The 24,726-nt window shown below is 36.5% G+C and carries 26 protein-coding genes and 1 other RNA gene; 12 read left to right on the top strand and 15 right to left on the bottom strand.

Going from position 1 to position 24,726, the window contains the following annotated elements; all coding sequences use genetic code 11:
• Nucleotides 1-16 precede the first annotated feature (16 nt).
• The 5 genes from KXJ69_RS08930 (at nucleotide 17) to KXJ69_RS08910 (ending at nucleotide 2,326) form a co-directional block, all read left to right on the top strand.
• Complete coding sequence (locus tag KXJ69_RS08930; protein ID WP_219052742.1) at nucleotides 17-310, top strand: GIY-YIG nuclease family protein; 294 nt, start codon at nucleotides 17-19, stop codon at nucleotides 308-310.
• A gap of 247 nt (nucleotides 311-557) precedes the next feature.
• Nucleotides 558-875, top strand: a complete 318-nt coding sequence (locus tag KXJ69_RS08925; protein WP_219052741.1) for a 2TM domain-containing protein — start codon at nucleotides 558-560, stop codon at nucleotides 873-875.
• A gap of 10 nt (nucleotides 876-885) precedes the next feature.
• A complete protein-coding gene (locus tag KXJ69_RS08920) occupies nucleotides 886-1,221 on the top strand; it encodes a 2TM domain-containing protein (RefSeq protein ID WP_219052740.1) in 336 nt (111 codons plus the stop codon).
• Nucleotides 1,212-1,565: a 2TM domain-containing protein gene (locus tag KXJ69_RS08915; RefSeq protein WP_255571297.1), complete on the top strand. Its 354-nt coding sequence runs from the start codon at nucleotides 1,212-1,214 to the stop codon at nucleotides 1,563-1,565. Before KXJ69_RS08920 ends, KXJ69_RS08915 begins: the two co-directional genes overlap by 10 nt.
• A gap of 5 nt (nucleotides 1,566-1,570) precedes the next feature.
• A complete protein-coding gene (locus tag KXJ69_RS08910) occupies nucleotides 1,571-2,326 on the top strand; it encodes a LytR/AlgR family response regulator transcription factor (protein ID WP_219052739.1) in 756 nt (251 codons plus the stop codon).
• Between the two features lie 3 nt (nucleotides 2,327-2,329).
• Here KXJ69_RS08910 and KXJ69_RS08905 read toward each other — a convergent pair whose 3' ends face one another.
• The 9 genes from KXJ69_RS08905 to corA form a co-directional block, all read right to left on the bottom strand.
• The gene (locus KXJ69_RS08905; protein WP_219052738.1) at nucleotides 2,330-3,193 is read right to left on the bottom strand and encodes a hypothetical protein; all 864 of its coding nucleotides are present in this window, start codon (nucleotides 3,191-3,193) and stop codon (nucleotides 2,330-2,332) included.
• A 62-nt stretch (nucleotides 3,194-3,255) separates the two neighbouring features.
• Nucleotides 3,256-5,733, bottom strand: coding sequence for a DUF5686 and carboxypeptidase regulatory-like domain-containing protein (locus KXJ69_RS08900; RefSeq protein ID WP_219052737.1), 2,478 nt, complete (start codon nucleotides 5,731-5,733; stop codon nucleotides 3,256-3,258).
• Between the two features lie 95 nt (nucleotides 5,734-5,828).
• Nucleotides 5,829-6,293, bottom strand: coding sequence for an SsrA-binding protein SmpB (smpB, locus tag KXJ69_RS08895; RefSeq protein ID WP_219052736.1), 465 nt, complete (start codon nucleotides 6,291-6,293; stop codon nucleotides 5,829-5,831).
• Nucleotides 6,294-6,329: 36 nt separating this feature from the next.
• Complete coding sequence (locus tag KXJ69_RS08890) at nucleotides 6,330-6,857, bottom strand: SixA phosphatase family protein (RefSeq protein WP_219052735.1); 528 nt, start codon at nucleotides 6,855-6,857, stop codon at nucleotides 6,330-6,332.
• 153 nt (nucleotides 6,858-7,010) lie between these two features.
• Entirely contained in the window at nucleotides 7,011-7,136 is a 126-nt protein-coding gene (locus tag KXJ69_RS13720) for a hypothetical protein (protein ID WP_255571296.1), read from the bottom strand.
• Nucleotides 7,137-7,189: 53 nt separating this feature from the next.
• On the bottom strand, nucleotides 7,190-7,675 hold the full coding sequence (locus tag KXJ69_RS08885) for an acyl-CoA thioesterase (protein WP_219052734.1): 486 nt from the start codon (nucleotides 7,673-7,675) through the stop codon (nucleotides 7,190-7,192).
• A 30-nt stretch (nucleotides 7,676-7,705) separates the two neighbouring features.
• Nucleotides 7,706-8,302: a TetR/AcrR family transcriptional regulator gene (locus KXJ69_RS08880; protein WP_219052733.1), complete on the bottom strand. Its 597-nt coding sequence runs from the start codon at nucleotides 8,300-8,302 to the stop codon at nucleotides 7,706-7,708.
• Between the two features lie 141 nt (nucleotides 8,303-8,443).
• Complete coding sequence (gene clpB / locus KXJ69_RS08875; protein WP_219052732.1) at nucleotides 8,444-11,044, bottom strand: ATP-dependent chaperone ClpB; 2,601 nt, start codon at nucleotides 11,042-11,044, stop codon at nucleotides 8,444-8,446.
• A gap of 98 nt (nucleotides 11,045-11,142) precedes the next feature.
• Nucleotides 11,143-12,219: a magnesium/cobalt transporter CorA gene (corA, locus tag KXJ69_RS08870; RefSeq protein WP_219052731.1), complete on the bottom strand. Its 1,077-nt coding sequence runs from the start codon at nucleotides 12,217-12,219 to the stop codon at nucleotides 11,143-11,145.
• Nucleotides 12,220-12,302: 83 nt separating this feature from the next.
• Between corA and ytxJ the strand changes: the two genes are divergently transcribed.
• Complete coding sequence (gene ytxJ / locus KXJ69_RS08865; RefSeq protein ID WP_219052730.1) at nucleotides 12,303-12,701, top strand: bacillithiol system redox-active protein YtxJ; 399 nt, start codon at nucleotides 12,303-12,305, stop codon at nucleotides 12,699-12,701.
• 25 nt (nucleotides 12,702-12,726) lie between these two features.
• Here ytxJ and KXJ69_RS08860 read toward each other — a convergent pair whose 3' ends face one another.
• The gene (locus KXJ69_RS08860; RefSeq protein WP_219052729.1) at nucleotides 12,727-13,893 is read right to left on the bottom strand and encodes a hypothetical protein; all 1,167 of its coding nucleotides are present in this window, start codon (nucleotides 13,891-13,893) and stop codon (nucleotides 12,727-12,729) included.
• A gap of 51 nt (nucleotides 13,894-13,944) precedes the next feature.
• Nucleotides 13,945-15,225 (bottom strand): fumarylacetoacetase, encoded by a 1,281-nt coding sequence (gene fahA / locus KXJ69_RS08855; protein WP_219052728.1) that lies wholly within the window; start codon nucleotides 15,223-15,225, stop codon nucleotides 13,945-13,947.
• A gap of 109 nt (nucleotides 15,226-15,334) precedes the next feature.
• On the opposite strand from fahA, the gene glyA reads away from it, so the two are divergent.
• Genes glyA through KXJ69_RS08840 form a run of 3 tightly spaced genes read left to right on the top strand, consistent with a single transcriptional unit; the run spans nucleotide 15,335 to nucleotide 17,369 of the window.
• Nucleotides 15,335-16,609 carry a serine hydroxymethyltransferase gene (gene glyA, locus KXJ69_RS08850; protein WP_308701040.1) on the top strand — a complete coding sequence of 425 codons (1,275 nt, stop codon included), beginning with the start codon at nucleotides 15,335-15,337 and terminating at the stop codon, nucleotides 16,607-16,609.
• 6 nt (nucleotides 16,610-16,615) lie between these two features.
• Complete coding sequence (locus KXJ69_RS08845) at nucleotides 16,616-17,125, top strand: GNAT family N-acetyltransferase (RefSeq protein WP_219052726.1); 510 nt, start codon at nucleotides 16,616-16,618, stop codon at nucleotides 17,123-17,125.
• Between the two features lie 52 nt (nucleotides 17,126-17,177).
• Entirely contained in the window at nucleotides 17,178-17,369 is a 192-nt protein-coding gene (locus tag KXJ69_RS08840) for a cold-shock protein (RefSeq protein WP_219052725.1), read from the top strand.
• 64 nt (nucleotides 17,370-17,433) lie between these two features.
• Here the strand turns inward: KXJ69_RS08840 and KXJ69_RS08835 are convergent, their stop codons facing one another.
• The 3 genes from KXJ69_RS08835 to KXJ69_RS08825 all read right to left on the bottom strand — a co-directional run bounded on the left by KXJ69_RS08835 (nucleotide 17,434) and on the right by KXJ69_RS08825 (nucleotide 21,420).
• Nucleotides 17,434-18,981 (bottom strand): hypothetical protein, encoded by a 1,548-nt coding sequence (locus KXJ69_RS08835; protein ID WP_219052724.1) that lies wholly within the window; start codon nucleotides 18,979-18,981, stop codon nucleotides 17,434-17,436.
• Nucleotides 18,982-19,101: 120 nt separating this feature from the next.
• A complete protein-coding gene (locus KXJ69_RS13715) occupies nucleotides 19,102-20,268 on the bottom strand; it encodes a carboxypeptidase-like regulatory domain-containing protein (RefSeq protein ID WP_255571295.1) in 1,167 nt (388 codons plus the stop codon).
• Nucleotides 20,269-20,376: 108 nt separating this feature from the next.
• Entirely contained in the window at nucleotides 20,377-21,420 is a 1,044-nt protein-coding gene (locus KXJ69_RS08825; RefSeq protein WP_219052723.1) for a glutaminyl-peptide cyclotransferase, read from the bottom strand.
• An 86-nt stretch (nucleotides 21,421-21,506) separates the two neighbouring features.
• Between KXJ69_RS08825 and ffs the strand changes: the two genes are divergently transcribed.
• The 3 genes from ffs to fsa all read left to right on the top strand — a co-directional run bounded on the left by ffs (nucleotide 21,507) and on the right by fsa (nucleotide 23,260).
• Nucleotides 21,507-21,605: signal recognition particle sRNA small type (gene ffs, locus KXJ69_RS08820), an RNA gene on the top strand.
• 53 nt (nucleotides 21,606-21,658) lie between these two features.
• Nucleotides 21,659-22,480, top strand: coding sequence for an SDR family oxidoreductase (locus KXJ69_RS08815; RefSeq protein WP_219052722.1), 822 nt, complete (start codon nucleotides 21,659-21,661; stop codon nucleotides 22,478-22,480).
• 126 nt (nucleotides 22,481-22,606) lie between these two features.
• Entirely contained in the window at nucleotides 22,607-23,260 is a 654-nt protein-coding gene (gene fsa, locus KXJ69_RS08810; RefSeq protein WP_219052721.1) for a fructose-6-phosphate aldolase, read from the top strand.
• A gap of 28 nt (nucleotides 23,261-23,288) precedes the next feature.
• Here fsa and KXJ69_RS08805 read toward each other — a convergent pair whose 3' ends face one another.
• Complete coding sequence (locus KXJ69_RS08805; protein WP_219052720.1) at nucleotides 23,289-24,698, bottom strand: TlpA family protein disulfide reductase; 1,410 nt, start codon at nucleotides 24,696-24,698, stop codon at nucleotides 23,289-23,291.
• Between the last annotated feature and the right edge of the window lie 28 nt (nucleotides 24,699-24,726).

The raw sequence follows: 24,726 nt of genomic DNA, 5'->3' as shown, positions 1-24,726 counted from the left end.
CATTCAAAGTAGTAAAATGAGTAAAGGATATCTGTATATATTAATTTGTAATGATGACACCTATTACACTGGTAGTACTAAGGATTTAGATAAAAGAGTTTTAGAACACAAGAGTGGAGCAGGAGCAAATTATACCGCTAAACGATTACCAGTTAGATTGATTTATTTTGAAGAGTATGATAGGATTGATGAAGCTTTTTATAGAGAAAAACAGGTGCAAGGGTGGAGTAGGAAAAAGAAACAAGCCTTGATTGAAAGTAGGATTAGTGAATTACCTAGTTTATCAAAAAAAGAGTTTGATAAAAAATAATAGTTAGTCACTTGTATACAATTTGCTTGATTTCGATACAATTTGCAAAAGCAAATCACTCAATCACCAGCAAATTGCTTAGTGACCCCAAATCGGTGGCTGAGTATTCCGAAGGAATGTACCTGTGCTGAGCAAAGTCGAAGTATCGAAGCCACAATTCAGAACACAAAAATGACAGTTCAGGAAAAGGGATTTTATACAAAGGATAGCAAATAGTAGTTTTACATTGAATTTAAATACGAACACCATGCAATTCGATACCAAAGAAAATAGAGAAAATCGATACCTCCGCGCAAAAGAACGCGTAGCAGAGATGAAGAAGTTTTATACCAGCTTGGTTTTCTACATTGTATTTATCACTTTTTTAGGATGGCTTAACTATTACACAAACGAGTGGCGTTACGCCTGGTTTTTATGGGCCGCCTTTGGGTGGGGAATAGGACTCGTTTTTCAAGCACTTAAAGCCTTTAACTGGGCGCCTTTTATGAATAAAAGCTGGGAGGAAAGAAAGATAAAAGAACTCATGGATAAAGAAGATCAATTCCCTAACGAACGTTGGAAATAATCCCAAAACTATGGAACCAAAAAGTTATAAAAAATACGAAGAGGCCCAAAAGCGTATAAAGCAAATAAAAGGAGTTTATGGACACATTATTATATTTCTAGTTGTTGTCCCTCTTGTTTTTATAGTAAGATTTTTTGTACTTCCTGCTTATGGGATTGTAAGTGAGGAGAAAGGATTTAACAATTGGCTTAATTGGAATACTTATATTTTTCCAGTAATGTGGTTAATGGCCATAGGAATTCACGCACTTACTGTATTTAAACCAAAATCTATTAAAAACTGGGAAGACAAAAAGATTGAAGAGCTAATTCAAAAGGAAGAAGAGGAAATTCAAACATGGAAATAATTCAAAATAAAATGAAACCATTTAACGAAGACAAATACGAACGAGCACAAAAGAAGGTAAAAGAAATAAAGGGATTTTATACGCATCTCACTGTATACATTTTAATTAATACCTTTTTAATTTTAGCCCATATGGGAGCCTTTAGCGGTAACTTTATGACTGGGCTTCCTGCTTGGGGCTATTTTACCACACCCTTCTTTTGGGGCATAGGCTTGGCATTTCACGCATTATATGTGTTTAAAGATAAGTTTGGAATGCTGAAAGATTGGGAAGAACGAAAGATTAAGGAATTTATGGAAAAGGAAGAAAAGGAATTTAAAAATAACTTCGATAAAGATTTTTAGTAGCTATGAATGTGATCATCATTGAAGACGAAAAACCCTCAGCCAGACGCCTAGAGCGAATGCTAGAAAGACAACAAGTAACTGTTAATACGATGCTTCACAGTGTTGCTGAAGCAGTAGAGTGGTTTCAAAATAATCCGCACCCCGATTTAATATTTTTAGACATTCAATTAAGCGACGGATTGTCCTTCGAGATTTTTGATGCTGTGGAAGTAAAAAGTGCCATTATTTTTACCACTGCCTTTGATGAGTATGCATTGCAAGCCTTCAAATTAAATAGTATTGATTATTTATTAAAACCTATTGATGAAGATGAACTCACTACCGCCGTTGCAAAATACAGTGAGCGAGTTCCTAAAGCACAAAACGTTCAACTTAATTTTGATGACATTAAAAAGTTACTTACCAACCCAGTGGAACGGGAGTATAAAAAGCGTTTTACCACCAAAATTGGGCAGCATATAAAAATGATTGCTGTAGACGAAATTGAATGTTTTTACAGTGAAAATAAAGGTACCTATGCCCACACCTATGAAGGTCGTGGTTATTTACTGGACACCACCTTAGAGCAGCTGGAAGATGAACTCTCACCCGAAGTATTCTTTAGAATCAATCGGAAGTTTTACGTAAACATCAACGGTATAAAAGATATTATTAGCTATACCAATAGTAGACTCCAACTAAAGCTGCAAAGCTATAAGGAAGATGAGGTAATTGTAGCAAGAGAACGCGTTCGAGATTTTAAATTGTGGTTGGAATAAATATTATCCTCGAGGTTCCATTTTCATATTAATTTTTATTTCCTCGTCAACAATCATTCTTACGTAGTAAGCCTTGTTTTGATACACAGAGACATCAAACTTAAAATCTAACTCATGGTATCCAGCCTTGACATTAGGATTATTATATAATTCTCTCACCACCATATTATTTTCATCAAACATAGCAATGGATACAGCGCTGTCTTCACTAAATGTAAATTTGAATTTACTTTCAGCAGCACGTTTTATAAGATTATCATTATGATAATTGGTTGTATAGTCATTAGGATCATGTAAGGGAACAGGTACCCCCAGAAGATTAGCAACAAATGTTTTTAGGTGTAAAGCTTCAGATTCATCAAAACCACTTATAGACGTTAAATCCTCATCATCTGTTAAGGTCCAAACTGCATATTGCCCTAGGGTATTAAAGTCTTTTCTTTTTTCAATTTCTTGGGTAAGTTTAAGTAGCTTTTCTTCAGCTTTACCATCCAAATAAAACTTGGTTTCCAAATTATTTCCAGAATTACTTAATTCAATACACATTCCATAAAGAGGAAGTTCTTTAGTTTCACCTACTTTTAATGCAATGAGTTCTTCTTTTACCATTACAATATCTTGTACTGTGCTATCTTCTGCTCGAAAGATTTGTCCATTGGGTATAGAAAAACGAAGCGGTTTTTTTAAAGTATTAGTAAACTTCGCCTGTAATGGTTTGGTGTAATGAGTGCTATTTTCATAACCCATAACCTCAAGGTGTAGCCAATTATTCTCAACGGCGTAACCAAGATCAAAAACAATGGTTGTGTCAGGATTTTGAGAGTATCCAAGAGTAAATACAAAAAGAAAAAGAAGGGTGATTTTCATAAAATGACTTTATGAAAAAACGGTAGTTATAACCAATTAGTATTTAAGCTTTAAAATATTGATTACTCAAACAAATTCAAAAATTTGAGGCCAAAAATAAAAGCTCCTTTGGTTTCACCTTGAAAATAAGACTGCACATAATCTAGGCGAAGTAATCGGTATTTACCCCAACCCAATTGGTCAATACCTATAGAGAGTTCCCCATAAGGTTTGTTGTCATGTGTGCTTAGATAATGACCTCCCACAACCATATTAAACCCTAACTGATTAATGCCGGGAACTTTATTCAGCACCCAACCTTTAAAGTTATGCTCGGCATGGGCTTCAAAATAATGGTTGTTAGTACTTAATGTATAATAGGGCAGTAGGTTAAAAACGTTGGTATAGCGCCCACTAGTACCAACTCGGGTTTGGTTGCCCTGAAAATGTTGGTAATCCACAAAAGAGATGTTGTCCGCATTAAAAAAAGTACCGCCTTTTAGATTGTAGCTAAATTCCCCTATAGTACCAAGCTTCACTTCTTGATTAATTCTGGCACGTAGTTGTGTAAAATTATAATCAGCATCACTAGCTCCTATCGCATTTTCTACTTCCAAAGTAAGCACAGGATATTTTGAATCTCCATAGTTAAATTTTCCATCAGGATAGGTCATATATTTTTGAGCAAAAGAGATTCGGGTAGAAAAGTTCGTTTTTATAACATCGTGTTCATCAAAAGCGGCAGTAGTATCATCATTAGGATGTAACGGATTATTACTGGTATACTGAATGTCATCCTGTGGGAAAATCACCTGATTACTTTTATTAAATAACGGTTTTCGGTTTTGATAACTCACCGATAGTGAAGAACGTACCCCATTAAACAGTTCTTGATACCAAGAAACACCTCCATACGTAAGCTCATACACCTTCATATAATTTCTTTCAAAGAACAAAGTAGCGATACTATTAATAAATGGCGAAATAGGATTACTGCTATTAAACTGTCGTACCTCACTACCCCCAAAAGCAGAAAGCTGTAATCTGTTAAAGCGATTAAATCGCTTTGTAAGGGTTCCTTGCCAACGCAAACGATCTTCGGCTACACTGTAGTTGGCATTTGCTTGGACATATAGCCATTGGGCACGATTTTCGTCATACCATGTAAAAAAGGTAAGACCCGCGTTTCCATTCCAACCTTGCACGGTATTAAAGTTTATTCCTGGAAGGGGTGCTTTATAGCCCAATTCCCACTTTTCAAAGGTGTTATTATAGGTATAGCCTGTTAATGGACTTAACAATGTAAATCTGTTATTTTTAGCATCCACCGAGTCTAAATACGTTTTAGACTTCCTCAATTCCTGAATACTATCTTTTTTAATATAGTCGTTAGTTTCTTCTTCTGTAAGCTGAACAGGACGCTTTCCTTCCCAAAAGAGATTATCTTTTTTATTGGCTTCCGGTTCAAAATACAACACTTCATTACTGAAGGTTTTCCCTTCAAAAACGGGGGTAAAATCATAATTGCTATAAACAGCAATAAATCGGCCATCCCCATTAAAACCTAAAAATCCGAAGCTAAAATCAATGGTTTGGGAGATTTTTACCCAAGTATTTTCGGTAATATCAAACTTAAAATTCTGCTTAAAAATTAAATCCTTTACAAACGGAACTTGAATCGCCACACCTGTTGTTTTTAAATCCAAACCATACAATTGCCAATCGTCTTCCACAATGTAAATAGTGCCTTCCCAAATACGGTCGTTGGGTCGTTTAGGGGTCACTTTAATTTTGTTGATGAGTTTGCTACCTTCATAAAAAACACCATCCAATTTATAACGATAATAACTTAACGCATTACTTGCAATAGGCGAAACAATTTGTGCGTTGAGGTCCACAGTGTTTTCATAAAAACTGAAGTTGGCATCCTGCGCACTATTAAAACTGAAGCCATTATCATTACCACTTACTTTACTAGCAATAATGGTTTCCTTAAAGCTATTGGGTTTTTTATAAGCAATATGGCTTATGGTTTCAGATAGGTAAATAATCCCTGTTCGGGTAGAATCTAGAGCACCATCAAAATCACCAACCTCTTGCCCTAATATTTTCTTCGGAACACTATCTACCCGCCAAATCCCACGGGAGTAGAAGTCGGCTTTATAAGCTGATATTTTATCTAGATTTTCTTTTCGTTTAGCAATGGTTTCGCGAATAATTCGGTAGGCGGGATCTTCGGCGGTAGAAATAACCACTTCGTCCAAGCTTATGGTAGATTCGGTTAAAACAACATCCAATTTATACGGAAAAGATGACACTGCAACTTCCTTTTTAATCGTACTATATCCCAAAAATTGAAACACGATCGTATAATTCCCCCTTTCTGAAATCTCTAAGGAATAATTACCCTCATCATTACTGGTAGTTCCTGTGTAAGAGTCCTCTAAATAGATATTTACGTAGGGTAATGGCTGGTTGTGGGTGTCTTTGACTTTTCCTTCAATTTGAGCACATAGGGATAAGCTGCTAATAAAGAGAAGTGTGGCTAGCGTAAACTTCATAAAATGGATTCTATTCAAAAGACGTTTAAAATAAGTAAAAGGTTGTCTCGAGCGTGAAATTAGAAAAAAAGGAATAAGAAATTCTTAAGGAAATGTTAGTTGTTAAACGCTTTTTTAATCCTACTTAAATCCCGTTTGGTGTCGCGTTCTTTAATCACTTCCCGCTTATCGTATAGCTTCTTTCCTTTACATAAAGCAATTTCTAACTTTGCCAAGCCTTTTTCGTTGGTAAAAAGTAACAACGGAATAATGGTTAACCCAGAGTTTTTTACTTCCTTTTCTAGTTTTTTTAGCTCACGCCTGTTAAGGAGTAACTTTCTTTCAGATTTTGGCGCATGATTAAAATGCGTGGCGTGTGAGTATTCTTGAATGGTCATGTTAATCACAAACAATTCACCGTTGGCAAATTCGCAAAAACTTTCGGCAATAGAGGCTTTACCCTCACGAATGGCTTTAATCTCGGTCCCCCGAAGCACAATTCCTGCGGTAAATTTTTCAAGGATTTCGTATTCAAAACGAGCCTTGCGGTTCTTTATTTGGACATTTTTCTGAAGTGCCATAAGGGGCAAAAATAAGAAGATTTGAAGAGTAATTGGTTATAGTTCTACCTTTCTTATTTCGCATTTTTTGTTGTCACCCTCAATCGTTACCACATACAGTCGTGAATTGTCATCATCTGGAATATCTTCATACGTATTTGTTCCTAATATTTTATTGACAAGCATTGGAGTGGTGTTACTATGTCCAACTATTAAAATATGATTGCCTTTTGTGGCTTCTTTAAAGTCATCAGCTATTAGGCTTTTTGGTTCATAAGGCTCAATAGGGAGGCTCTTTTTTTCAGAAACATCTTTTGCCGTTTGCTGCGTTCTTACATAGTTAGTAGAATAGATTCTATTCAGTGGAATACTATCAAAATAGCTAGCCCATAGTTTTGCACGCTCCAAACCTTTTGCTGTTAATGCTGGATTGGTATTGGTAGAATCACTTCGGTCTTTTTCAGCATGGCGAATTAGATAATAGGTGGTTACAATTTCAACATCCTCAATCACCTCATTCTTCTTTTCATCTTTACAGGAGAGGGTAGAAATAAAAACAAAACAAATTAGTAATAGGGTACGCATAATATGGGTTTTATAGAAAAATATACTTCAATAAAACCAAAGATAACTTTATTACGTAAATGTAATTGAGGTTTTAGAGTTAAAGTTGTTTGTTTGATTGTTGTGAAAAGGAGGAAAACCCTTCAAGGCATTTGCTGAGAAGGGTTTTCTGTTTTACATACACGCTACTATGGTAAGTGTTGAATAAACCGCCATAAATACAGTAATTCCAGTAATATATAGCGCTAGGGCTTCATTTTTTCTATGCTTCTTTCTCGAAGGTAATGCATTGGTTTTCATAAGGTTCATTTAATTGATTGATGTACTTTATAGACGAACCAAAGAATAAATTGTTACATTTTCACCTTTTTAAAAACCGAAACGCGCTCTTCAAATGTGTTTTCTACTACTGGTGAAATAACCGAAGCAAATAATTCCATAAAATCTCCTGAATGGGTTTCACGACGTTGTTTTAGCAAGTTAAAATGTACGTAGTTACTCCACATAATGGCCTTTAATTCTGTTTTAGAATCATTAAACATGCGTAACTCTACATGTAAACTGGTCTCGTTATACGATAGTAATTGCGATTGTATGGTTACTTCTTCCATTAACCAAGCAGGGCGGAGGTAGGCAATTTGATTACTTCCCACGACCCAACTCTTTCCTTGCTCACGACCCATTTTATAGATATCTATACCGTAATGTTTTATCAATTGATCTTCTCGGGCATTCACCATATAATTGAGATACTCCGAATTATTTAAATGATTAAAGGGATCGCAATGCTGAAAACGAATAAGGGTTTTGCTTTCTAAAATTTTTGGAGATTTTTCCATGTTCAATATATTTTATACCTATCGGTATGTTTAAATTTTTAGTTCTTTGGTTATTGTTTGCTCAAGATTGTTGGCGGCTTCTAGTAAATAGCTATGGTCATTCATAGTATGACTCATAAAAACAGCCCCTTGAATATGGGTATAGGTTTGCTTAGCAAATTGAATGGCATCTACCTTAGGGTTAATCTCACCAGCCTCAATACCCCAGTTTACCAGTTTTACAATATTATTTTGAGTTTTATTTATAATATACTGCACCCGCTCAATCAATTTTGAATTTTGCTGAACACTATTCACTCCAATATTTAAAATAGGGCACCCCCCAGTATGCTTACTATAATCGTAATAGGTTTTATAAAAATCGGCAATGAGATATAATTTTTGAAGCGGTGACGGACTTTGTTCTTGGTGTTTTCCTATACGCTTTAAAAGGTCATTCACACTTTTATCAAAGGCGGCAATGGCAATGGCTTCTTTGTTTTCAAAGTTCCCGTAAATAGCGCCTTTTGTTAGTCCCGTTACTCGGGTAATATCCGACATCGACGTAGCAGCATATCCCTTTTGATTGAAAAGAGGTGCTACTTTTTCAATGATAAATTGAGTGGTTTGTTCGGCTTTTGTTAACATCTTATACAAATATAGTAAATAATATACCGATTGGTATATTTTGTTAAAAAATTAACCCTCAAGTTAAGAACTCAAGGGTTAATTCTACTAACTAACCAAATTATGAAACGGTTTTTTAGGAGGGAAACCTAACCCTAAGACTTATGTTGAGATAAGGTCTTCCTGATTTCTGAAAACCAAATTATCATCAAAACTATCTAGTAAAATGATACTATCGGTACGTATCTTTCCTGAAAGTATTTCTTTAGAAAGATTGTTCAACACTTCTTTCTGAATCACTCTCTTTACAGGACGTGCTCCATATTGTGGATCGAATCCTCTTTTTGAAAGATATTCAATAGCTTCCTCAGTAGCATCTAACGTAATGTGCTGTTTTGCCAACATTTTTGTTACACCTTTTAACTGGAGACCAACAATTTTCTTGATGTCTTTTTGCGTTAATGGCGTAAACATAATAATGTCGTCTATTCGGTTTAAAAACTCAGGTCGCACCGATTGTTTTAACAATCCAAGAACTTCCACTTTGGCGGCTTCCATAGCGGTGTCGATATCTTTTACACTATCAAATTTCTCCTGAATAATATGACTTCCCATATTACTTGTCATAATAATAATCGTGTTTTTGAAATCGGCTATGCGACCTTTATTATCTGTCAATCGTCCTTCATCCAACACTTGTAACAAAATATTAAAAGTATCTGGGTGTGCCTTTTCAATTTCATCCAACAGCACCACCGAATAGGGTTTTCTTCGCACCGCTTCGGTTAACTGCCCACCTTCGTCATAGCCCACATATCCTGGAGGCGCTCCCACCAATCGGCTTACACTGTGTCGCTCTTGGTATTCACTCATATCAATACGTGTCATCGCATTTTCATCATCAAAGAGATATTCCGCTAACGCTTTTGCTAATTCGGTCTTTCCTACCCCGGTGGTACCTAGAAATAAGAAGGAACCAATAGGTTTTTTAGCATCTTGTAATCCGGCTCTGCTACGTCTAATGGCATCACTCACCGCCACAATTGCCTCTTCTTGACCAACGACACGTTTGTGTAATTCGTCTTCCAATTTCAATAGCTTATCCCGCTCACTTTGAATCATTTTTGTAACTGGAATCCCAGTCCATTTGGCAACTACCTCGGCAATATCCTCATTGGTAACTTCCTCTTTTATTAAGGAACTTTCACTTTGATTGGCCAATTCTGATTCCAATTTATTCAGCCTTTCTTGGGCTTCTTTTATTTTTCCGTAACGGATTTCGGCTACTTTTCCAAAATCGCCTTCACGCTCAGCGCGTTCGGCTTCCAGTTTGTATTCTTCAATTTCTGTTTTGGTATTCTGAACGTTTTCTACCACTTCTTTTTCAGCTTTCCACTTCGCATTTAGCTCGTTGCGTTCTTCCTTTAGGTTTGCTAAATCAGACCGAAGCGTTTTTAGCTTTGCTTCATCTTTTTCGCGTTTAATAGCTTCAATTTCAATTTCCAATTGCATCACCTTTCTATCCAAAACATCTAATTCTTCTGGTTTGGAGTTGATTTCCATTCGTAGTTTTGACGCCGCTTCATCCATTAAGTCAATGGCTTTGTCGGGTAAAAAACGATTGGTGATATAACGTTGCGACAGTTCTACCGCAGCAATAATTGCTTCATCTTTAATTCGCACTTTATGGTGTGTTTCATACTTTTCCTTAATTCCGCGTAGGATCGAAATTGCACTTTCGGTATCGGGCTCGTCCACCATCACCTTCTGAAAACGACGCTCCAAGGCCTTGTCTTGTTCAAAATATTTTTGGTATTCATCTAGTGTGGTGGCACCTATCGCACGAAGTTCTCCACGTGCTAAAGCAGGTTTTAAAATATTGGCGGCATCCATTGCTCCTTGTCCGCCACCGGCACCTACCAAGGTGTGAATCTCATCGATAAATAATACGATGTCACCATCGCTGGAAGTAACTTCCTTTATGACGGCTTTTAATCGCTCCTCAAACTCTCCTTTAAATTTTGCACCTGCAATTAAAGCGCCCATATCGAGGGAATAAATCTCTTTACTTTTTAAGTTTTCGGGTACATCGCCATCTACAATACGGTGTGCTAGACCTTCGGCAATAGCCGTTTTACCCGTACCAGGTTCCCCTACTAACATGGGGTTGTTTTTGGTACGACGGGTAAGAATTTGAAGAATTCTTCGTATTTCTTCATCACGTCCAATCACGGGATCTAACTTTCCGTCTCGCGCTAACTGATTTAAATTACGCGCATATTTATTTAAAGAATTATAGGTGTCTTCGGCACTTTGCGAAGTCACTCGGTCGCCTTTACGCAATTCTTCAATAGCTGCTTTTAAGGCTTTTTCGGTAACGCCTTGATCTTTGAGACTTTGAGCAATGCTACTTTTTGATGCAAATATTGCCAATAGTATATGCTCCACACTTACATATTCATCGTTCATTTTTTTGGCAATAATACTGGCTTCGTTTACGGTCTTTCCAGCTTCACGTGATAGCATAATATCGCCTCCAGACACCTTTGGAAAAGATTCCAGTTGTTTGTCAAGCATTTGCTGAAGAAGTGTAATATTTACGTTTAGTTTTTTGAGGATAAATGGCAATACATTTTCATCTACCTCAAAAAGGGCTTTGAGCAAATGTTCATTTTCAATTTGCTGATGTCCTAAGCTTTGGGCAAGTTGTTGTGCTTGCTGAATCGCTTCTTGGCTTTTTATGGTATAATTATTAAAGTTCATAGTCTTGATTTTTGATTAGACTATGTCAAAAGATATGCCCCAGTTAATTTACGACAAAATGGCGTGTAAACGTACTGAGTGAGAGGACAATTTGGCGGTTACAACCATCGTTTCCTTCTAAAATAGTACAGCATCCCCAAAAAGACAAGGACCATCACCGCCCATAAAATATAGTAGCTGTATTTGTAATGGAGCTCTGGCATGTGCTCAAAATTCATTCCGTAGATACCTGCAATAAAAGTTAATGGAATAAAGATGGTGGCAATAATGGTTAACACCTTCATGATGTTGTTCATCTTGTTACTTACCGTGGTCATATACATATCCATAAGACCCCATACCATATCGCGGTAGATTTCAATGTTTTCGTTTATTTGAATTACGTGGTCGTAGGTATCCCGATAATAATCTCGGTTCCGTTCTTCAATAATAGGGTTTTCAGATTTTTCTATTCTCGAAATAACTTCCCGTAACGGAAACACGCTTCGGCGAATTTTAAGGACTTCTCGTTTTAAAAACTGAATGCTTTTTGGGGTTTCATCGTCTGGGTTTTCATTAAAAACTTGGTCCTCCAAGGCTTCTATTTTTTCTCCAAAATCCTCAATCACGGCAAAATAATTATCGACTATGGTATCAATTAAAGCAAAGGCAAGATAGTCAGCACCAAACATTCTAATTCGAGATTCAGGATTGGCAATACGAGATCGTACTGAATCGAAAATATCTTCTTCCGATTCCTGAAACGTTAATACGTAGTTTTTACCTAATACTAATGAAATATGTTCTACCGTAAATTGTTCATCTTTATTGAAGTAGAGCATTTTTAGAACCACAAAAAAGTAATCTTCATACTCATCTACTTTGGGACGATGGTCTGTATTTAAGATATCTTCCATCACCAAAGGATGCAAACCATAGTAATGGCCTAATTTCGAAATTTCTTCGGTATGATTAAGCCCATTTACGTTAATCCACGTGATTTGGTCGGTAGTTTTAAACTTAAAAGCGTCCTCAACATTATTGGTTTTAATTACATGGACACCTTCTTTTGAATAATCTTGAATTTCAATATCGGTAGTTTCACGAAATTTTTGACCCACGTAACCATCGGCTCCAGGAGCCTTACCAATGGTTTTGGCAATACGTTTTTTTTTCGATTTGTGTGGTTTTCTCATATCTCGAAATAAATATACCCATTTTACCGAAAATGTTTTTGTAAAGTCTGTTATTTTTGTGCGACTACCGCAAAAAATTTGAAATGGGATTATTTAATGTATTCGGAAAGAAAGAAGAAAGGGATAGACCAATGGAAGAAAAGCAGATTCCGTGGTTACGATTAACACGTGTGGAGCAATTGGATGAAATAGCCGAAAAATCTAAAACAACTCCAGTAACCATTTTTAAACACTCTACTACTTGTGGGATAAGCCGAATGGTCATTCGAAATTTTGAAGATGATTACGCTATTCCGGAGGATAAAATGAAACTATATTATCTTGATTTGTTGGCGTTTCGTGACGTTTCTAACGAGGTGGGGTATACTTTTCAAGTGATACATCAAAGTCCGCAGGTATTGGTTATTAAAAATGGGGAAGCGGTGTATCATGCATCGCATCATAGCATTCACGCAACAGATTTAGAAAGATTTATGCAATAAAAAAGCTCCCTTGGGAGCTTTTTGTTTATCTAAATTTATTGGTTTGAAGAATTTCCTTGAGTCGTACTTTTATTTCTTGCCCAGCATCCAAGACCATTTGCTGGTTAGAAGGGAAAGGAAAGAAATCATACTTAATAAATTGTAAATCTTCTTCCGTTAAGGCTCTTTCATCACCGCGATAGCGAGCAAAGATGTTTTCGAAAATAAATTCGGTGCCCAAAGGATGTCTATTTATAATTCGGTTTCTATCCAATTCAAGATATACTACATCACCACCCACTTGAACGGCTTTGGTTTGCTCGGTATAAGTTACTGCCGCTGTTACGGTAATAAATTTATCTACTTTAATATCATTTCCTAAACTATCTTTCATCACATTTCCATAGCGGTCTAACATATATTCCCAACCATCTTTTATGGTTTTCTTTCTAAGAAATTCTCTTTCAGATATGCGTTCTGGCGAAATATTAATTTCTTTAAAATTTAAATCTATTCCATAATTATATTGTATTCCGTTTTCACTCCTTGTATGATATTCTGTCCAGAAATCGTCTAGTCCGTAGGTGTTGAAATCTAGTAATTCTTGCTCCAATCTAAATGGAATAATTTGCCCAGAATGGTTGTTCAATTCAACAAAAACAAAGTCGGTGCCTTTAAAATGAGCATCATCCAATTTTTGATCCAGTCCTAAGTAATCGGGTTGTAGGCTCTTTAAGTCACTAAAATACGCATACGCTTCTCGAGCGTCAAGAATGGTATTTCGATTTAAATATTGGGTTCCTTCAGCAAAAAGATAATCGGCAAAATTCTTTTTAGAAGCAATAATTTGCTTGCTGTAATCTTCAAATTGCAGGCTTAAGTTAACCATTGAAGTTAAAGGGCGAATCAGTTCTTGTCGTTTGCCTAAATCGCAATATAAATAGTAAATTTCGCGAGTATTTGAAGGACGATTTTCTTGTTTCAGAAAATTGAGACGTCTTTTGTCTTCTTCCACAACTCGAGCAAAGGCTTTTTCTAAAAAAGACGCATGAGCACCACTATTTTTTCCGTGAGGATCTTTCTGAAGTTTTCGTACCGCCAATTCAATAACTTGGTCGTAATCTCCTTGCGCTAAAAATTTCTGGTTTCGTTTTACACTATTGCAACTCCCAAGCAGTAGTGCCATAAATAAAAGGGTAATTGTTGCTCTCATAACAGAAATAGTTTGGTTATTACTTTGTAGAATTACAAGGGGCGTGCCAAACTAAATTTGCCTTGCAGGGAGTACCTTTCCTTTGCACTCTCCAAAACCAATACGAACTTGATCATTTTTACAGTAACCACGCAGGATAACCGTATCTCCATCATTAATAAATTTTCGCTCCGTTCCGTCGTTTAATTTAATTGGTTTTTCACCTTTCCAAGTGAGTTCTAGCATGGAACCGTAGCTATCTGGTGTGGGTCCCGAAATGGTTCCGCTACCCATCATATCTCCACTACGTACGTTACAACCATTTACCGTATGATGCGTTAATTGTTGCACCATGGACCAATACATATATTTAAAATTGGATTGGGCGATTACATTTTCAGTACCGCCAGAAGGCTTGATACTTGCTTCTAAATGTATATCGTAATTTTTATTTCCAGTTTGTTGCAGATAGGGAAGCGGTTTAGGATCCTGCTCTGGACCTTTGACTCTAAAAGCATCTAGTGCATCCAAGGTTACAATCCAAGGTGAAATAGTAGAAGCAAAGTTTTTCCCTAAAAATGGTCCTAATGGGACATATTCCCACGCCTGAATATCGCGTGCACTCCAATCATTAAATAATACTAGTCCAAAAATGTTTTCTTCGGCTTCATGAATGGGAATGGGCTTTCCTAAATCATTAGAAGCTGTAGTAATAAATGCCATTTCCAATTCAAAATCTAATAGTTTTGTAGGGCCAAATCCAGGGACACCATCGTCTCCAGGTTTTGTTTGACCAACAGGTCTTCTAATGGGCATCCCCGAAGGAACAATTGAAGAACTTCTTCCGTGGTAACCAATTGGGACATGTAGCCAATTGGGTAACAATGCATTTTTTGGATCTCTAAATAACGACCCCACATTAGTCGCATGTTCTTTACTTGCGTAAAAATCGGTGTAATCCCCTACATCCACGGGTAGTTGCATTTCAATTTCGTCTAGATCAAACAACACTTTTTGTCTGTGTTCTGGATTATCTCGAAGCTTTGGGTTATCGTGTAAAAATATTCTTGAAATTCTATTTCGTACCAAACGCCACGTTTTTCTTCCGTCGGCAATAAAATCGTTTAACGTATCCTGTAGAAAAATATCATCGGTGAGTTCAATTCCTTCAAAATACCCTAATTGATGCAGCGCTCCTAAATCAATGGCAGTGTTTCCTATACGTGTTCCTATGGTAATAATATCGTCACGAGTTAAAAAAACACCGAAGGGTATATTCTGAATGGGAAAATCACTATTTTCTGGAACATCCAGCCAGGTTTTTCTAGATGGGTCGTTGGCAGTGAGAGGCATAATTTGGTTTTTTTATTGTTGGTAAAATGTTAATCAAATATATAATTTCTTAGCTAGTAACCATAAGCTTTTAGTATTTTTGATTTTTATTAACTTTTCTTCAACAATGATAGCTAGAGACGAACAAATCTTCGAATTAATTGAAGCCGAAAAAGAACGCCAATTACACGGATTGGAACTTATTGCTTCCGAAAACTTTGTAAGCCCCCAAGTAATGGAAGCTGCAGGGAGTGTTTTAACCAATAAATATGCCGAAGGATACCCTGGAAAGCGTTATTATGGCGGTTGCGAAGTCGTTGACGAGGTGGAGCAAATTGCTATCGACCGCGCCAAAGTACTTTTTGGTGCAGAATATGCCAATGTGCAACCTCATAGTGGATCGCAAGCCAATACAGCTGTTTTTGCAGCGTGTTTAAATCCAGGTGACACCTTTTTAGGATTCGATTTGTCTCACGGCGGACATTTAACTCACGGGAGTCCCGTGAATTTTTCAGGAAGGTTATACAATCCAGTATTTTATGGAGTGGATGAAGCAACTGGGCGAATAGATTATGATAAAGTGGAAGCTATTGCTATAAAAGAAAAACCTAAAATGATTATCGCTGGGGCTTCGGCCTATTCGCGTGAAATTGATTATAAACGTTTTAGAGAAATAGCCGATAAAGCAGGAGCCATCCTTTTTGCGGACATTGCACACCCAGCAGGATTAATTGCCAAAGGAATTATTAGCGACCCTATTCCCCATTGTCACGTAGTTACTACCACAACCCATAAAACCTTGCGTGGACCTAGGGGAGGAATGATCTTAATGGGTAAAGATTTCGATAATCCTTTTGGTATTACCCTTAAAAATGGAAGTCTTCGTAAAATGTCTTCTTTATTAGATAGTGGTATTTTCCCTGGAAACCAAGGAGGGCCACTAGAGCATATCATTGCAGCAAAAGCTATTGCTTTTGGGGAGGCCTTAACCGATGATTTTCTTCATTATATGATTCAGGTAAAGAAAAATGCCGAAGTCATGGCAAAAGCATTTGTGGATAAGGGATATCATATTATTTCTGGGGGTACGGATAACCATATGATGCTAATTGACCTTAGAAATAAAAATATTTCTGGGAAAGAAGCCGAAGAAGCATTAGGGAAAGCCGAAATTACTGTGAATAAAAATATGGTCCCTTTTGATGATAAATCTCCTTTTGTGACTAGCGGAATTCGAATTGGAACAGCTGCAGTCACAACGCGCGGACTGGTTGAAAGTGATATGCTTCAAATAGTGGCATTGATTGATGAAGTAATTATGAATCATGCTGATGAAGCAAAATTAGAAGCGATTGGAGAAAAAGTAAATGAAATGATGGCAGGACGGCCGTTGTTTAAAAATTAACTTTTTGTGTTTCAAACGGAAAGACTTCACCTTCGCAAAATTAATCCTGAGGATGCTCCTTTTGTGTTTGAACTACTCAATAGTCCTGGGTGGTTACAATATATTGGTGATAGAGGGGTAAGTGATCTAAAAAAAGCGGAAGCTTATATCGAAGAACGTTATTTGCCAAGCTACAAGAATGGTTTGGGTAATTTTATTGTGGTTCATAAAGACTCTGGAAAGCCTATAGGTTCCTGTGGTCTTTATAAAAGGGATAATCTCGAATATCCGGATATTGGTTTTGCCTTTCTTCCAGAGTTTTTAGGAAAAGGCTACGGTTATGAAGCAGCTGCAACATTGTTGGAATATGCTTTAACCGATTTAAAGCTTGAAAAGGTTTTAGGTTTTACGGTTGATTATAATGTGGCTTCTATCAAACTTTTAGAGAAATTAGGATTAAAAAATGTGGGGACTTTTCAGTTAGAAGATGATGATGAAGAATTGTTGCTTTTTCAAATAACTAAAGAAAAAACCTGATTTACTGAAAATTAGCTTTACCTTTGCAACTTAATTAATTTAATATTTTAAAATGAGTAAAGGAACAGTAAAGTTCTTTAATGATTCCAAAGGTTATGGTTTCATTACAGAAGAAGGCGTAAACAAAGATCACTTTGTACACATTAGTGGATTAATCGACGAAGTTCGAGAAGGTGATGAAGTAGAATTCGAACTACGCGAAGGTAACAAAGGATTAAACGCAGTGAACGTAAAAGTAATCTAAGTAGATATTCTTTAAGACAAAAAGCCCCGCCATTGGCGGGGCTTTTTATTTATATTAGGTTTATTTAATCTTCTACTGGAAAAATTGTCGCCTCGTAGGCACCAGCATCTGGAGAATTGCCATCTCTAGCCGTTCCGTTTAAGTCGAAAGGAGGCATTATACCACCCAAGCCAATACCTTGTGCACCCGAAGTTCCTTCTTCGATATTCAAATTATTCACTGTTACATCTTGAAAAATAGGGTCTAGGTTAAAAATACAATCTGTAAATAAAGCTGGATTTTCAAAATCATAGTTTGGGATTCCGTCAAAATCGCCTTGAGAGTCCTCAAAACGAATTAGGCAATTCGTGAAATTAAAGTTGAATGCTGCGCTGGGATCTTCAACAAAGGCAACTTCTTTTTGTTCACTTCCGTAGATAATACAATTGTTGAAATTAGCTTCGATTAAGTCTGCTACTAATATTTCGGTATCACTAATGGGTAACGAGTTATCTAAGGTAACCGTTGGAAAGGTTCTAAAGCTATTGGTCCAATAATTTCCAAAGGTACAGTGATTAAAAGTGTATTTACCTCCTAATTGAATGGCCAGAGAAGACTGACCACTATTGGCAATTACCATATTTTCACCATATACATCACCTGTTCTCACCAATAACCCCACATTTGAACTGTTATAAATTTGAACATTATTTAAGGTAAGCGTTCTATCACCATCGTTACTTTCCATTAACAATCCTACCACATTGTTTTTTATGGTGGTATAACTAAATTCATTATTCGTACTTCCTGCCGTAAGCCAGATGGTTCCCCATTGACCAGGAATATCGGCATAATCAGGCTCTAGTCTATCACCTTCAAAAATTATTTCATTTTCTAAAAGGACTGGATCGTTACTAGGAGCACCATTGGATTTAATGGAGCCTGTATTGGCAACTAATATTCCGCTAGTGGAATGAAAATGTACACGCGCTCCCGGTTGAACATTTAATGTTTTTCCAGGGGGAACAGCGGCATAACCATAAATGACATAAGGTTTTTCGTTTGTAAAGGTGAGTTCATTATCATCTAAGAAAAAGCCTTCAATTAAAATATCATTTCCTTCATCGTCCATACCAAGATTTAAAGTTTCATAGATACCATTACCTAAATCGGCTGGGAAAAGAAAAACTGCATCTTGAATGAGCGTGACGAGTTCTACTTTTTGTTCGTTACTGCCACTATCGAACACAATTTGATCTGTATATAAAAATTGGGTATTGTTCCCTTGATTGGCAATATCTACTGTAGTTTCAATAAAAATGAAAATACTATCGTTGGCTAAAACCTGTACATCTTGAAAGGTTTTCCCAGGAACCCCATCTACATTTAATCGGTAATTGGAAGTTTCCCCTTGTGCTAAACGAACGGTGGGAATATTGATATCCTTATCGCTTTTGTTGTATACTTTAAGGTTGTACGTACTCGAACCTATATTGGAAAATACTGTGTCGAGGTATACGGTGTCTTTAGAGAATTCTAAGTTTCCTGTGTTGGGGCTTGTTTCAAAATCGTTTCTACAAGAGCTCCACAATAAAACGGAGGCAATCAATGCCAATCCATATAAATACTTCATTCAGGTAATTTTTTGTAAAAATATAACTTTTTATGAAGCATCTTATTGTGAAGGTGAAGAATTAAGTAAGGGAGGCAGTGAAAATTTCCCTCAAAACTTTGTATTCACTGCCTCTAATTCCTACTTGTCTTTCTTTTGAGACCTTTTTAGAAGTCGAGCCGCTTTTTTTCTATCGGCTTTTACTTTTTTAAAAGCGTTTTCTTTTTCGGCATAAGCACGACGCTTTTCTCGATTCTCCCTTTGTTCTTCGTCGTAGTAGCTATTGGATTGGTAGGGATCAACTACTACTTGTTCTGAAACCTCACTTACTATTACGTAACCAACAAGACCACCTAAATAGTAAGCATCCATTTTCACATCGATTGTATTAGAAATATTTGAAACTGTAATTTCCTTAGTATCATACCCTAAATAAGAAAACGAAATTGTTTGATTTGCTTCAAGCTCAATTTCATAATTCCCATCAAAATCGGTTTGTGTACCATTGGCAGTTCCTTTTACAATAACATTTGCACCAGGTAAAGGCATATTCATTTCATCGGTCACGGTTCCTTTTATGACAACTTTAGAGGAATTTTGTTTTTCCTCTAAAATTTCTTCTTCTACCTCTTCAATCTCACTAATCACAATTTCTTCAATTTCTCCTTGTGTTATTTCAACACTTGCAATTTTTCCTACCGTTACTATGGTAGTTTTTACTTCAGGAATGAGAGAAAAATCCACTCTTTCATTTTTGGTGCCTAAGGTATAATCTTGGGAACGCAAGTCTCCTTTTTTAACAAATAGGGTAGATCCGCTTACGCATTTTAATGAGTAAAATCCTTGTGCATCGGTACGCACCCAATCACCCTTTTCTAGCATAACTACTTCGGCATTTCTAACTGGATTTCCATCTGCGTCTGTTACATAACCTGAAACATAAATAATAGATTTTATAGGGTGGCTACCAATCCCTAATGAAATAAATGGTTTTTCTATCTCGGAATTGTTTTTTACTTCGGAAGCCATCATCGAAAGTGGCATGAGTAATGAAGCAGCGTAGGGCAGAATACTATTACTAGATTTACGCTCAAGCTTTACTTCTCTATCTAGTTGTGATTTTTTGAATCGGCCGCAGAGGTTCTTTCCTTGTGTCACTCGCTTGACCAATTCTTCGTCGCTGGTTTCTGTAAAATCGAATACTTCTTTGGTACATACATTACAGAATTTCCCTTTTTCGGTAGGAGTCATTTTTGCCCAATCTTCGTGGCAAGGCTCTGGAATGGATATTTTAATGGCTTTTTTCATAATGAAGAGGTTTTTACGTTGATACCTCAAAGCACTAAAAAATGATGCATAAAAAAAACATCCATTGAGGGAATGGACGTTTTGAGTGCGGGAAATGTATTTCTGAAATTATTTTTCTATAATTTCAATTTTAAAGAGTTTGTCCCAGTTTTTTCCAGTTACATATAAGATATTAGGTTCTCCTTTGTAGGCAATTCCGTTTAATACGTCGAGTGTTGTGTGTTGGGTTACTTCGCCCTGAAGCCCTTTTAAGTTAATAACGCCTTCCACAGCACCACTTTTTGGATTTACAATAGCGATGGCATCTTTTTGATACACATTGGCATAGATTTTACCTTCTACCCATTCCAATTCGTTTACGTTGTCAATAACACTTTTATGAGTGTAGATTTCTATGTAATCTTCTTCTGCTAGGGTATTGGAGTTTAAAGTCCATATTTTTTCGGTGCCATCACTTTTAAAGATTGTGGTTCCGTTATTACATAAACCCCAGCCTTCTTTACTTCTATCATAAACAAAAGTACCCGTTTTTTCTAGGGTATTGAGATTATAGATAAAACCTGTGTTTTCTTGCCACGTAAGTTGATAAATTTTATTATTCAGAATCGTGATTCCCTCCCCAAAATATTGATTTTCTAACTCTATTTTCTGAAGGACATTTCCCGTTTTATAATCTGTTTTTCGCAAAGACGATCGTCCTCGTTGCCCTGTGCTTTCATACAGGGTATCATTTTCAAATTCAAGTCCCTGCGTATAGGCCTTCATATCGTGTGGGTAGGATTCAAGAATTTTATAAGTATAAAGCTTGGGTGTTTCTGAAGCAACCAATTTTATCGTCTTACTTATTTCATAGTTCTTGCCATCCGCTGTAATATATGCCTTTAAAGTTCTTAGGCCCATTTTAGCATTGGATAACGATAAGGTGTTTTCAGAAGATTTTTCAGCATTGTCAAGTGAATATTCCACTTTTTCAACCGTTTTTCCTTTTTTACTTGAAATACTTAACGAAAGCACATCTTTTTGGGTAAATGTTGTTTTTTCATCTTTAATTTCGATAGAAAAAAGGTCATTAGCATTTTCGGTTGAATTATCACATGCCATGAATAAAACAACCAAAAAGGTAAAAGTCAGAAACTTAAGTGTAGGCTTCATTGGCTCCAAATTTTTTCGCAATATAACTAATAATAATTGATGCTTAAAATGTTTGCGGAAGCCTAAAAAGCACCGTATATTTGCACCGGCAAGTCCTACACAACCAGCTCCTGTTGAATCCCCCAGGGCGGGAACGCAGCAAGGGTAGATGGTCGTAGCGGTGTGATGTAGGTAGCTTGCCATTTTTTATTTGGAATACTTCGTCCTTCTCCTCATCTTTGCTATCTATTTTTTTGTTATGTCAAAAGTTGTACTCATTACAGGAGGTTCGTCCGGAATTGGAAAAGCCATTGGCGAATACCTCAATCATTTTAGCTACAAAGTGTATGGTACTAGTAGAACACCCTCAAAATATTCAGATACCGTTAAAATGCCATTGTTGGCATTGGATGTAACAAAACCCGAAACTATTACTCAAGCCATTGCTGAAATCATAGAGAAAGAAGGAAAGATTGATGTCTTGATTAACAATGCCGGGGTAGGTATTACAGGACCTATTGAAGAAACACCGAGTGATGAAATTAAAAAAGCTTTCGATACCAATTTTTTTGGTCCTCTTGAAGTTATAAAAGCTGTGGTACCTCAAATGCGAAAGCAAAAAAGCGGACTCATTATCAATATTACTTCCATTGCGGGTTATATGGGACTTCCGTACCGCGGAATTTATTCAGCGACAAAATCTGCTCTCGAAATTACTGCAGAAGCCTATAGAATGGAATTGAAACCTTTCGGAATAAAAATGACCAATGTAGCCCCTGGTGATTTTGCTACCAATATTGCTTCGGGTCGTTATCATGCTCCCATTTTAGAAAACTCTCCCTATAAAAAGGAGTATTCCGATACCTTAGTGATGATGGATGAACATGTGGATAAAGGGGAAGATCCATTAGAAATGGCAAAAGCCATTCAAAAAATAATTGAAGTAAAGAACCCTAAAGTACATTATAGAGTAGGCTCGGGGCTTCAAAAGCTTTCCATCTTTTTAAAGAAAGTGCTTTCAGACAAGCGTTATGAAAAAATGCTGATGAAACATTATAGGTTGAATGGTAAAGGGCGATAGGTTTTTGTAAGTGAATTGCTTTTACCCATTACCCCAGAATGTTAAAAACCTCTAGAAACTTTTTTCAGAAAGATTTTAAAGCTTCCGTATTTTTGTACCCTAAAACATTAACTTAAAATTCTTTTCATGAAATTTTTCATCGATACTGCAAATCTTAATCAAATTCGTGAGGCTCAAAACTTGGGTGTTCTTGATGGTGTAACCACCAATCCATCGCTTATGGCGAAGGAAGGAATCACAGGGCGCGATAATATTTTAAAGCACTATGTAAACATTTGTAATATTGTAGAAGGCGATGTTTCTGCCGAAGTCATTGCCACCGATTTTGAAGGAATGATTAAAGAAGGGGAGCAGTTAGCCGAATTACACCCGCAAATTGTGGTAAAAGTTCCTATGATAAAAGAAGGGGTAAAGGCAATTAAATATTTTTCGGACCACGGAATAAGAACCAATTGCACCTTGGTTTTTTCAGCAGGACAGGCGTTATTAGCTGCTAAAGCAGGAGCAACCTATGTGTCTCCATTTATTGGAAGACTTGATGATATTTCTACCGACGGTTTAAACCTTATTGCCGAAATTCGACTTATTTATGATAACTACGGATTTGAAACTCAAATCTTAGCAGCTTCAGTACGTCATACCATGCACGTGCTTGAATGTGCTAAAATTGGAGCCGATGTTATGACTGGACCTCTTTCTTCTATTGAAGGACTGTTAAAACATCCATTAACCGATATTGGTTTGGCACAATTTCTAGCAGATTATAAAAAAGGAAATTAAAAAAGAAAAGCTCCAAAAGGAGCTTTTTTTATTTGTTGAGGTACCCCAAAAGTTGTTCTTCGATGGAGGTGCTAAAAATGTTAGAATTTCCATCTAAAATTTTATGGTCTTTATCTACAATAATCGACTTATTCACGTAGTTAACCAGTAGTCTCATTTCGGCATCGGCAAAGCTTTCAAATTGAAATTCAAATTGGTCGTTATACCCAGCATTGCCTACAATTCTACGCCACTTTTTAAAATGCTTGTCTATGTTTATTCCCACAAATTGATATTCGGGATATTTTTCCCGTAATTCTGCAGCACGCGTATGGATATTTCTGTAGTGTTTTATGGATTCTCCAGACCAGAAAAAGAGAACTGTTGGCTTTTTAATGATGGTGTGAAGATCTTTCATGGTATTATCTGTTGTCACCAAAGCCACATTGGGGATTATGTTACCAGGAGCGAGTTTAATGGTAGCACTCGCAAGTTTTTCAACTTCGGCAATATCACTAGAGTCGGTATTTAATTTTTTAAACGCCTCAAGCATTTGCATTTCTTCTTCCACATTTTTTCCATTAAGCAAATATCTTACAACAGAATTTCGAGACAGTGTATTTCTTAAGGATGTATTAGTGATAAGGCTATCTATAATTCTAATTTTGTGTTTGTTGTGGATAAATGAAAATCGATCAAAGGGAGCTTCTTTTTTGTATTGATCGTAGGCTAGATTATCTAAGTGATTTCCTAAAAATCTAAAATAGGGGTAATAATTTCGAAGCGCTTCATTTCCAAAATCGATACTATCTCTAAAGGAGTAAAAGCTTTCTGGGATTTCGATACTTTCGTCATATACTTTCTTTTTCGAATTTGCCGAAATGTATAATTCCTTTTTTGAATAAATTCCATACATAATGGATGCTTTGGCAATTTCTTTAAACGCTTTTGATGCTTTTGTTTTATTGCTGAAATCATCAAAAAGGCGATGCCGCGCACTACTCACCGAATCCATTTTTGCTTGAAACTCTTCTGGACCGTCATTGTAATATGCAAGCATATTATCATCTACATCTTCATTTAAAAGATATAGCTCCATTAAAAAGTTATTTTTTTCGGCACCACGTCCAGAAAAAGAAAGCGACTCGTCAAATTCAATAGTGTTTACATAAATCATGACACTATCTCCTGGCTCAAGGAAAAGGGCTTGATATTCGTAATGACTAAAGAAATAAATACCAGGATCGGTATTTTCTATTTTGTAGATAAAACTATCGGTAGAATCCAGCGCCACCGTATCAATTACATTGCGGTTATGAGAAATAACGACGTAGTCTAGTTTTGGATTGACAATCTTTCCTCCAATCCAAGAAACCCCACATTCACTTTTTTTAGAAGCATCATTGCAGGATATGAAGATAGTAACCGTAAGGAAGAGGAATAGTATTTTTTTTATCAATCGCACTTTGTTTTGTCTCGAGTAACAA

It is taken from the genome of Halomarinibacterium sedimenti, from assembly GCF_019312585.1.
GTDB classification, from domain to species: Bacteria; Bacteroidota; Bacteroidia; order Flavobacteriales; family Flavobacteriaceae; genus Halomarinibacterium; species Halomarinibacterium sedimenti.
The sequence above is the reverse complement of the archived record's forward strand: the minus strand, read 5'-3'. Positions and strand labels throughout refer to the sequence as shown.

Excerpts from the sequence above, each read along its gene's own strand:
- KXJ69_RS08860 (WP_219052729.1), bottom strand. The coding sequence starts at position 13,893 with ATGAGAGCAACAATTACCCTTTTATTTATGGCACTACTGCTTGGGAGT.
- corA (WP_219052731.1), bottom strand. The coding sequence starts at position 12,219 with ATGAGAAAACCACACAAATCGAAAAAAAAACGTATTGCCAAAACCATT.
- KXJ69_RS08825 (WP_219052723.1), bottom strand. The coding sequence starts at position 21,420 with ATGAAGCCTACACTTAAGTTTCTGACTTTTACCTTTTTGGTTGTTTTA.
- fsa (WP_219052721.1), top strand. The coding sequence starts at position 22,607 with ATGAAATTTTTCATCGATACTGCAAATCTTAATCAAATTCGTGAGGCT.
- KXJ69_RS08910 (WP_219052739.1), top strand. The coding sequence starts at position 1,571 with ATGAATGTGATCATCATTGAAGACGAAAAACCCTCAGCCAGACGCCTA.
- KXJ69_RS08920 (WP_219052740.1), top strand. The coding sequence starts at position 886 with ATGGAACCAAAAAGTTATAAAAAATACGAAGAGGCCCAAAAGCGTATA.
- smpB (WP_219052736.1), bottom strand. The coding sequence starts at position 6,293 with ATGGCACTTCAGAAAAATGTCCAAATAAAGAACCGCAAGGCTCGTTTT.
- fahA (WP_219052728.1), bottom strand. The coding sequence starts at position 15,225 with ATGCCTCTCACTGCCAACGACCCATCTAGAAAAACCTGGCTGGATGTT.
- KXJ69_RS08900 (WP_219052737.1), bottom strand. The coding sequence starts at position 5,733 with ATGAAGTTTACGCTAGCCACACTTCTCTTTATTAGCAGCTTATCCCTA.
- KXJ69_RS08930 (WP_219052742.1), top strand. The coding sequence starts at position 17 with ATGAGTAAAGGATATCTGTATATATTAATTTGTAATGATGACACCTAT.
- KXJ69_RS08815 (WP_219052722.1), top strand. The coding sequence starts at position 21,659 with ATGTCAAAAGTTGTACTCATTACAGGAGGTTCGTCCGGAATTGGAAAA.
- KXJ69_RS08890 (WP_219052735.1), bottom strand. The coding sequence starts at position 6,857 with ATGCGTACCCTATTACTAATTTGTTTTGTTTTTATTTCTACCCTCTCC.
- KXJ69_RS08840 (WP_219052725.1), top strand. The coding sequence starts at position 17,178 with ATGAGTAAAGGAACAGTAAAGTTCTTTAATGATTCCAAAGGTTATGGT.
- KXJ69_RS08835 (WP_219052724.1), bottom strand. The coding sequence starts at position 18,981 with ATGAAGTATTTATATGGATTGGCATTGATTGCCTCCGTTTTATTGTGG.
- KXJ69_RS13720 (WP_255571296.1), bottom strand. The coding sequence starts at position 7,136 with ATGAAAACCAATGCATTACCTTCGAGAAAGAAGCATAGAAAAAATGAA.
- KXJ69_RS08905 (WP_219052738.1), bottom strand. The coding sequence starts at position 3,193 with ATGAAAATCACCCTTCTTTTTCTTTTTGTATTTACTCTTGGATACTCT.
- KXJ69_RS08925 (WP_219052741.1), top strand. The coding sequence starts at position 558 with ATGCAATTCGATACCAAAGAAAATAGAGAAAATCGATACCTCCGCGCA.
- KXJ69_RS08885 (WP_219052734.1), bottom strand. The coding sequence starts at position 7,675 with ATGGAAAAATCTCCAAAAATTTTAGAAAGCAAAACCCTTATTCGTTTT.
- KXJ69_RS08915 (WP_255571297.1), top strand. The coding sequence starts at position 1,212 with ATGGAAATAATTCAAAATAAAATGAAACCATTTAACGAAGACAAATAC.
- KXJ69_RS08880 (WP_219052733.1), bottom strand. The coding sequence starts at position 8,302 with ATGTTAACAAAAGCCGAACAAACCACTCAATTTATCATTGAAAAAGTA.
- clpB (WP_219052732.1), bottom strand. The coding sequence starts at position 11,044 with ATGAACTTTAATAATTATACCATAAAAAGCCAAGAAGCGATTCAGCAA.
- KXJ69_RS13715 (WP_255571295.1), bottom strand. The coding sequence starts at position 20,268 with ATGAAAAAAGCCATTAAAATATCCATTCCAGAGCCTTGCCACGAAGAT.
- ytxJ (WP_219052730.1), top strand. The coding sequence starts at position 12,303 with ATGGGATTATTTAATGTATTCGGAAAGAAAGAAGAAAGGGATAGACCA.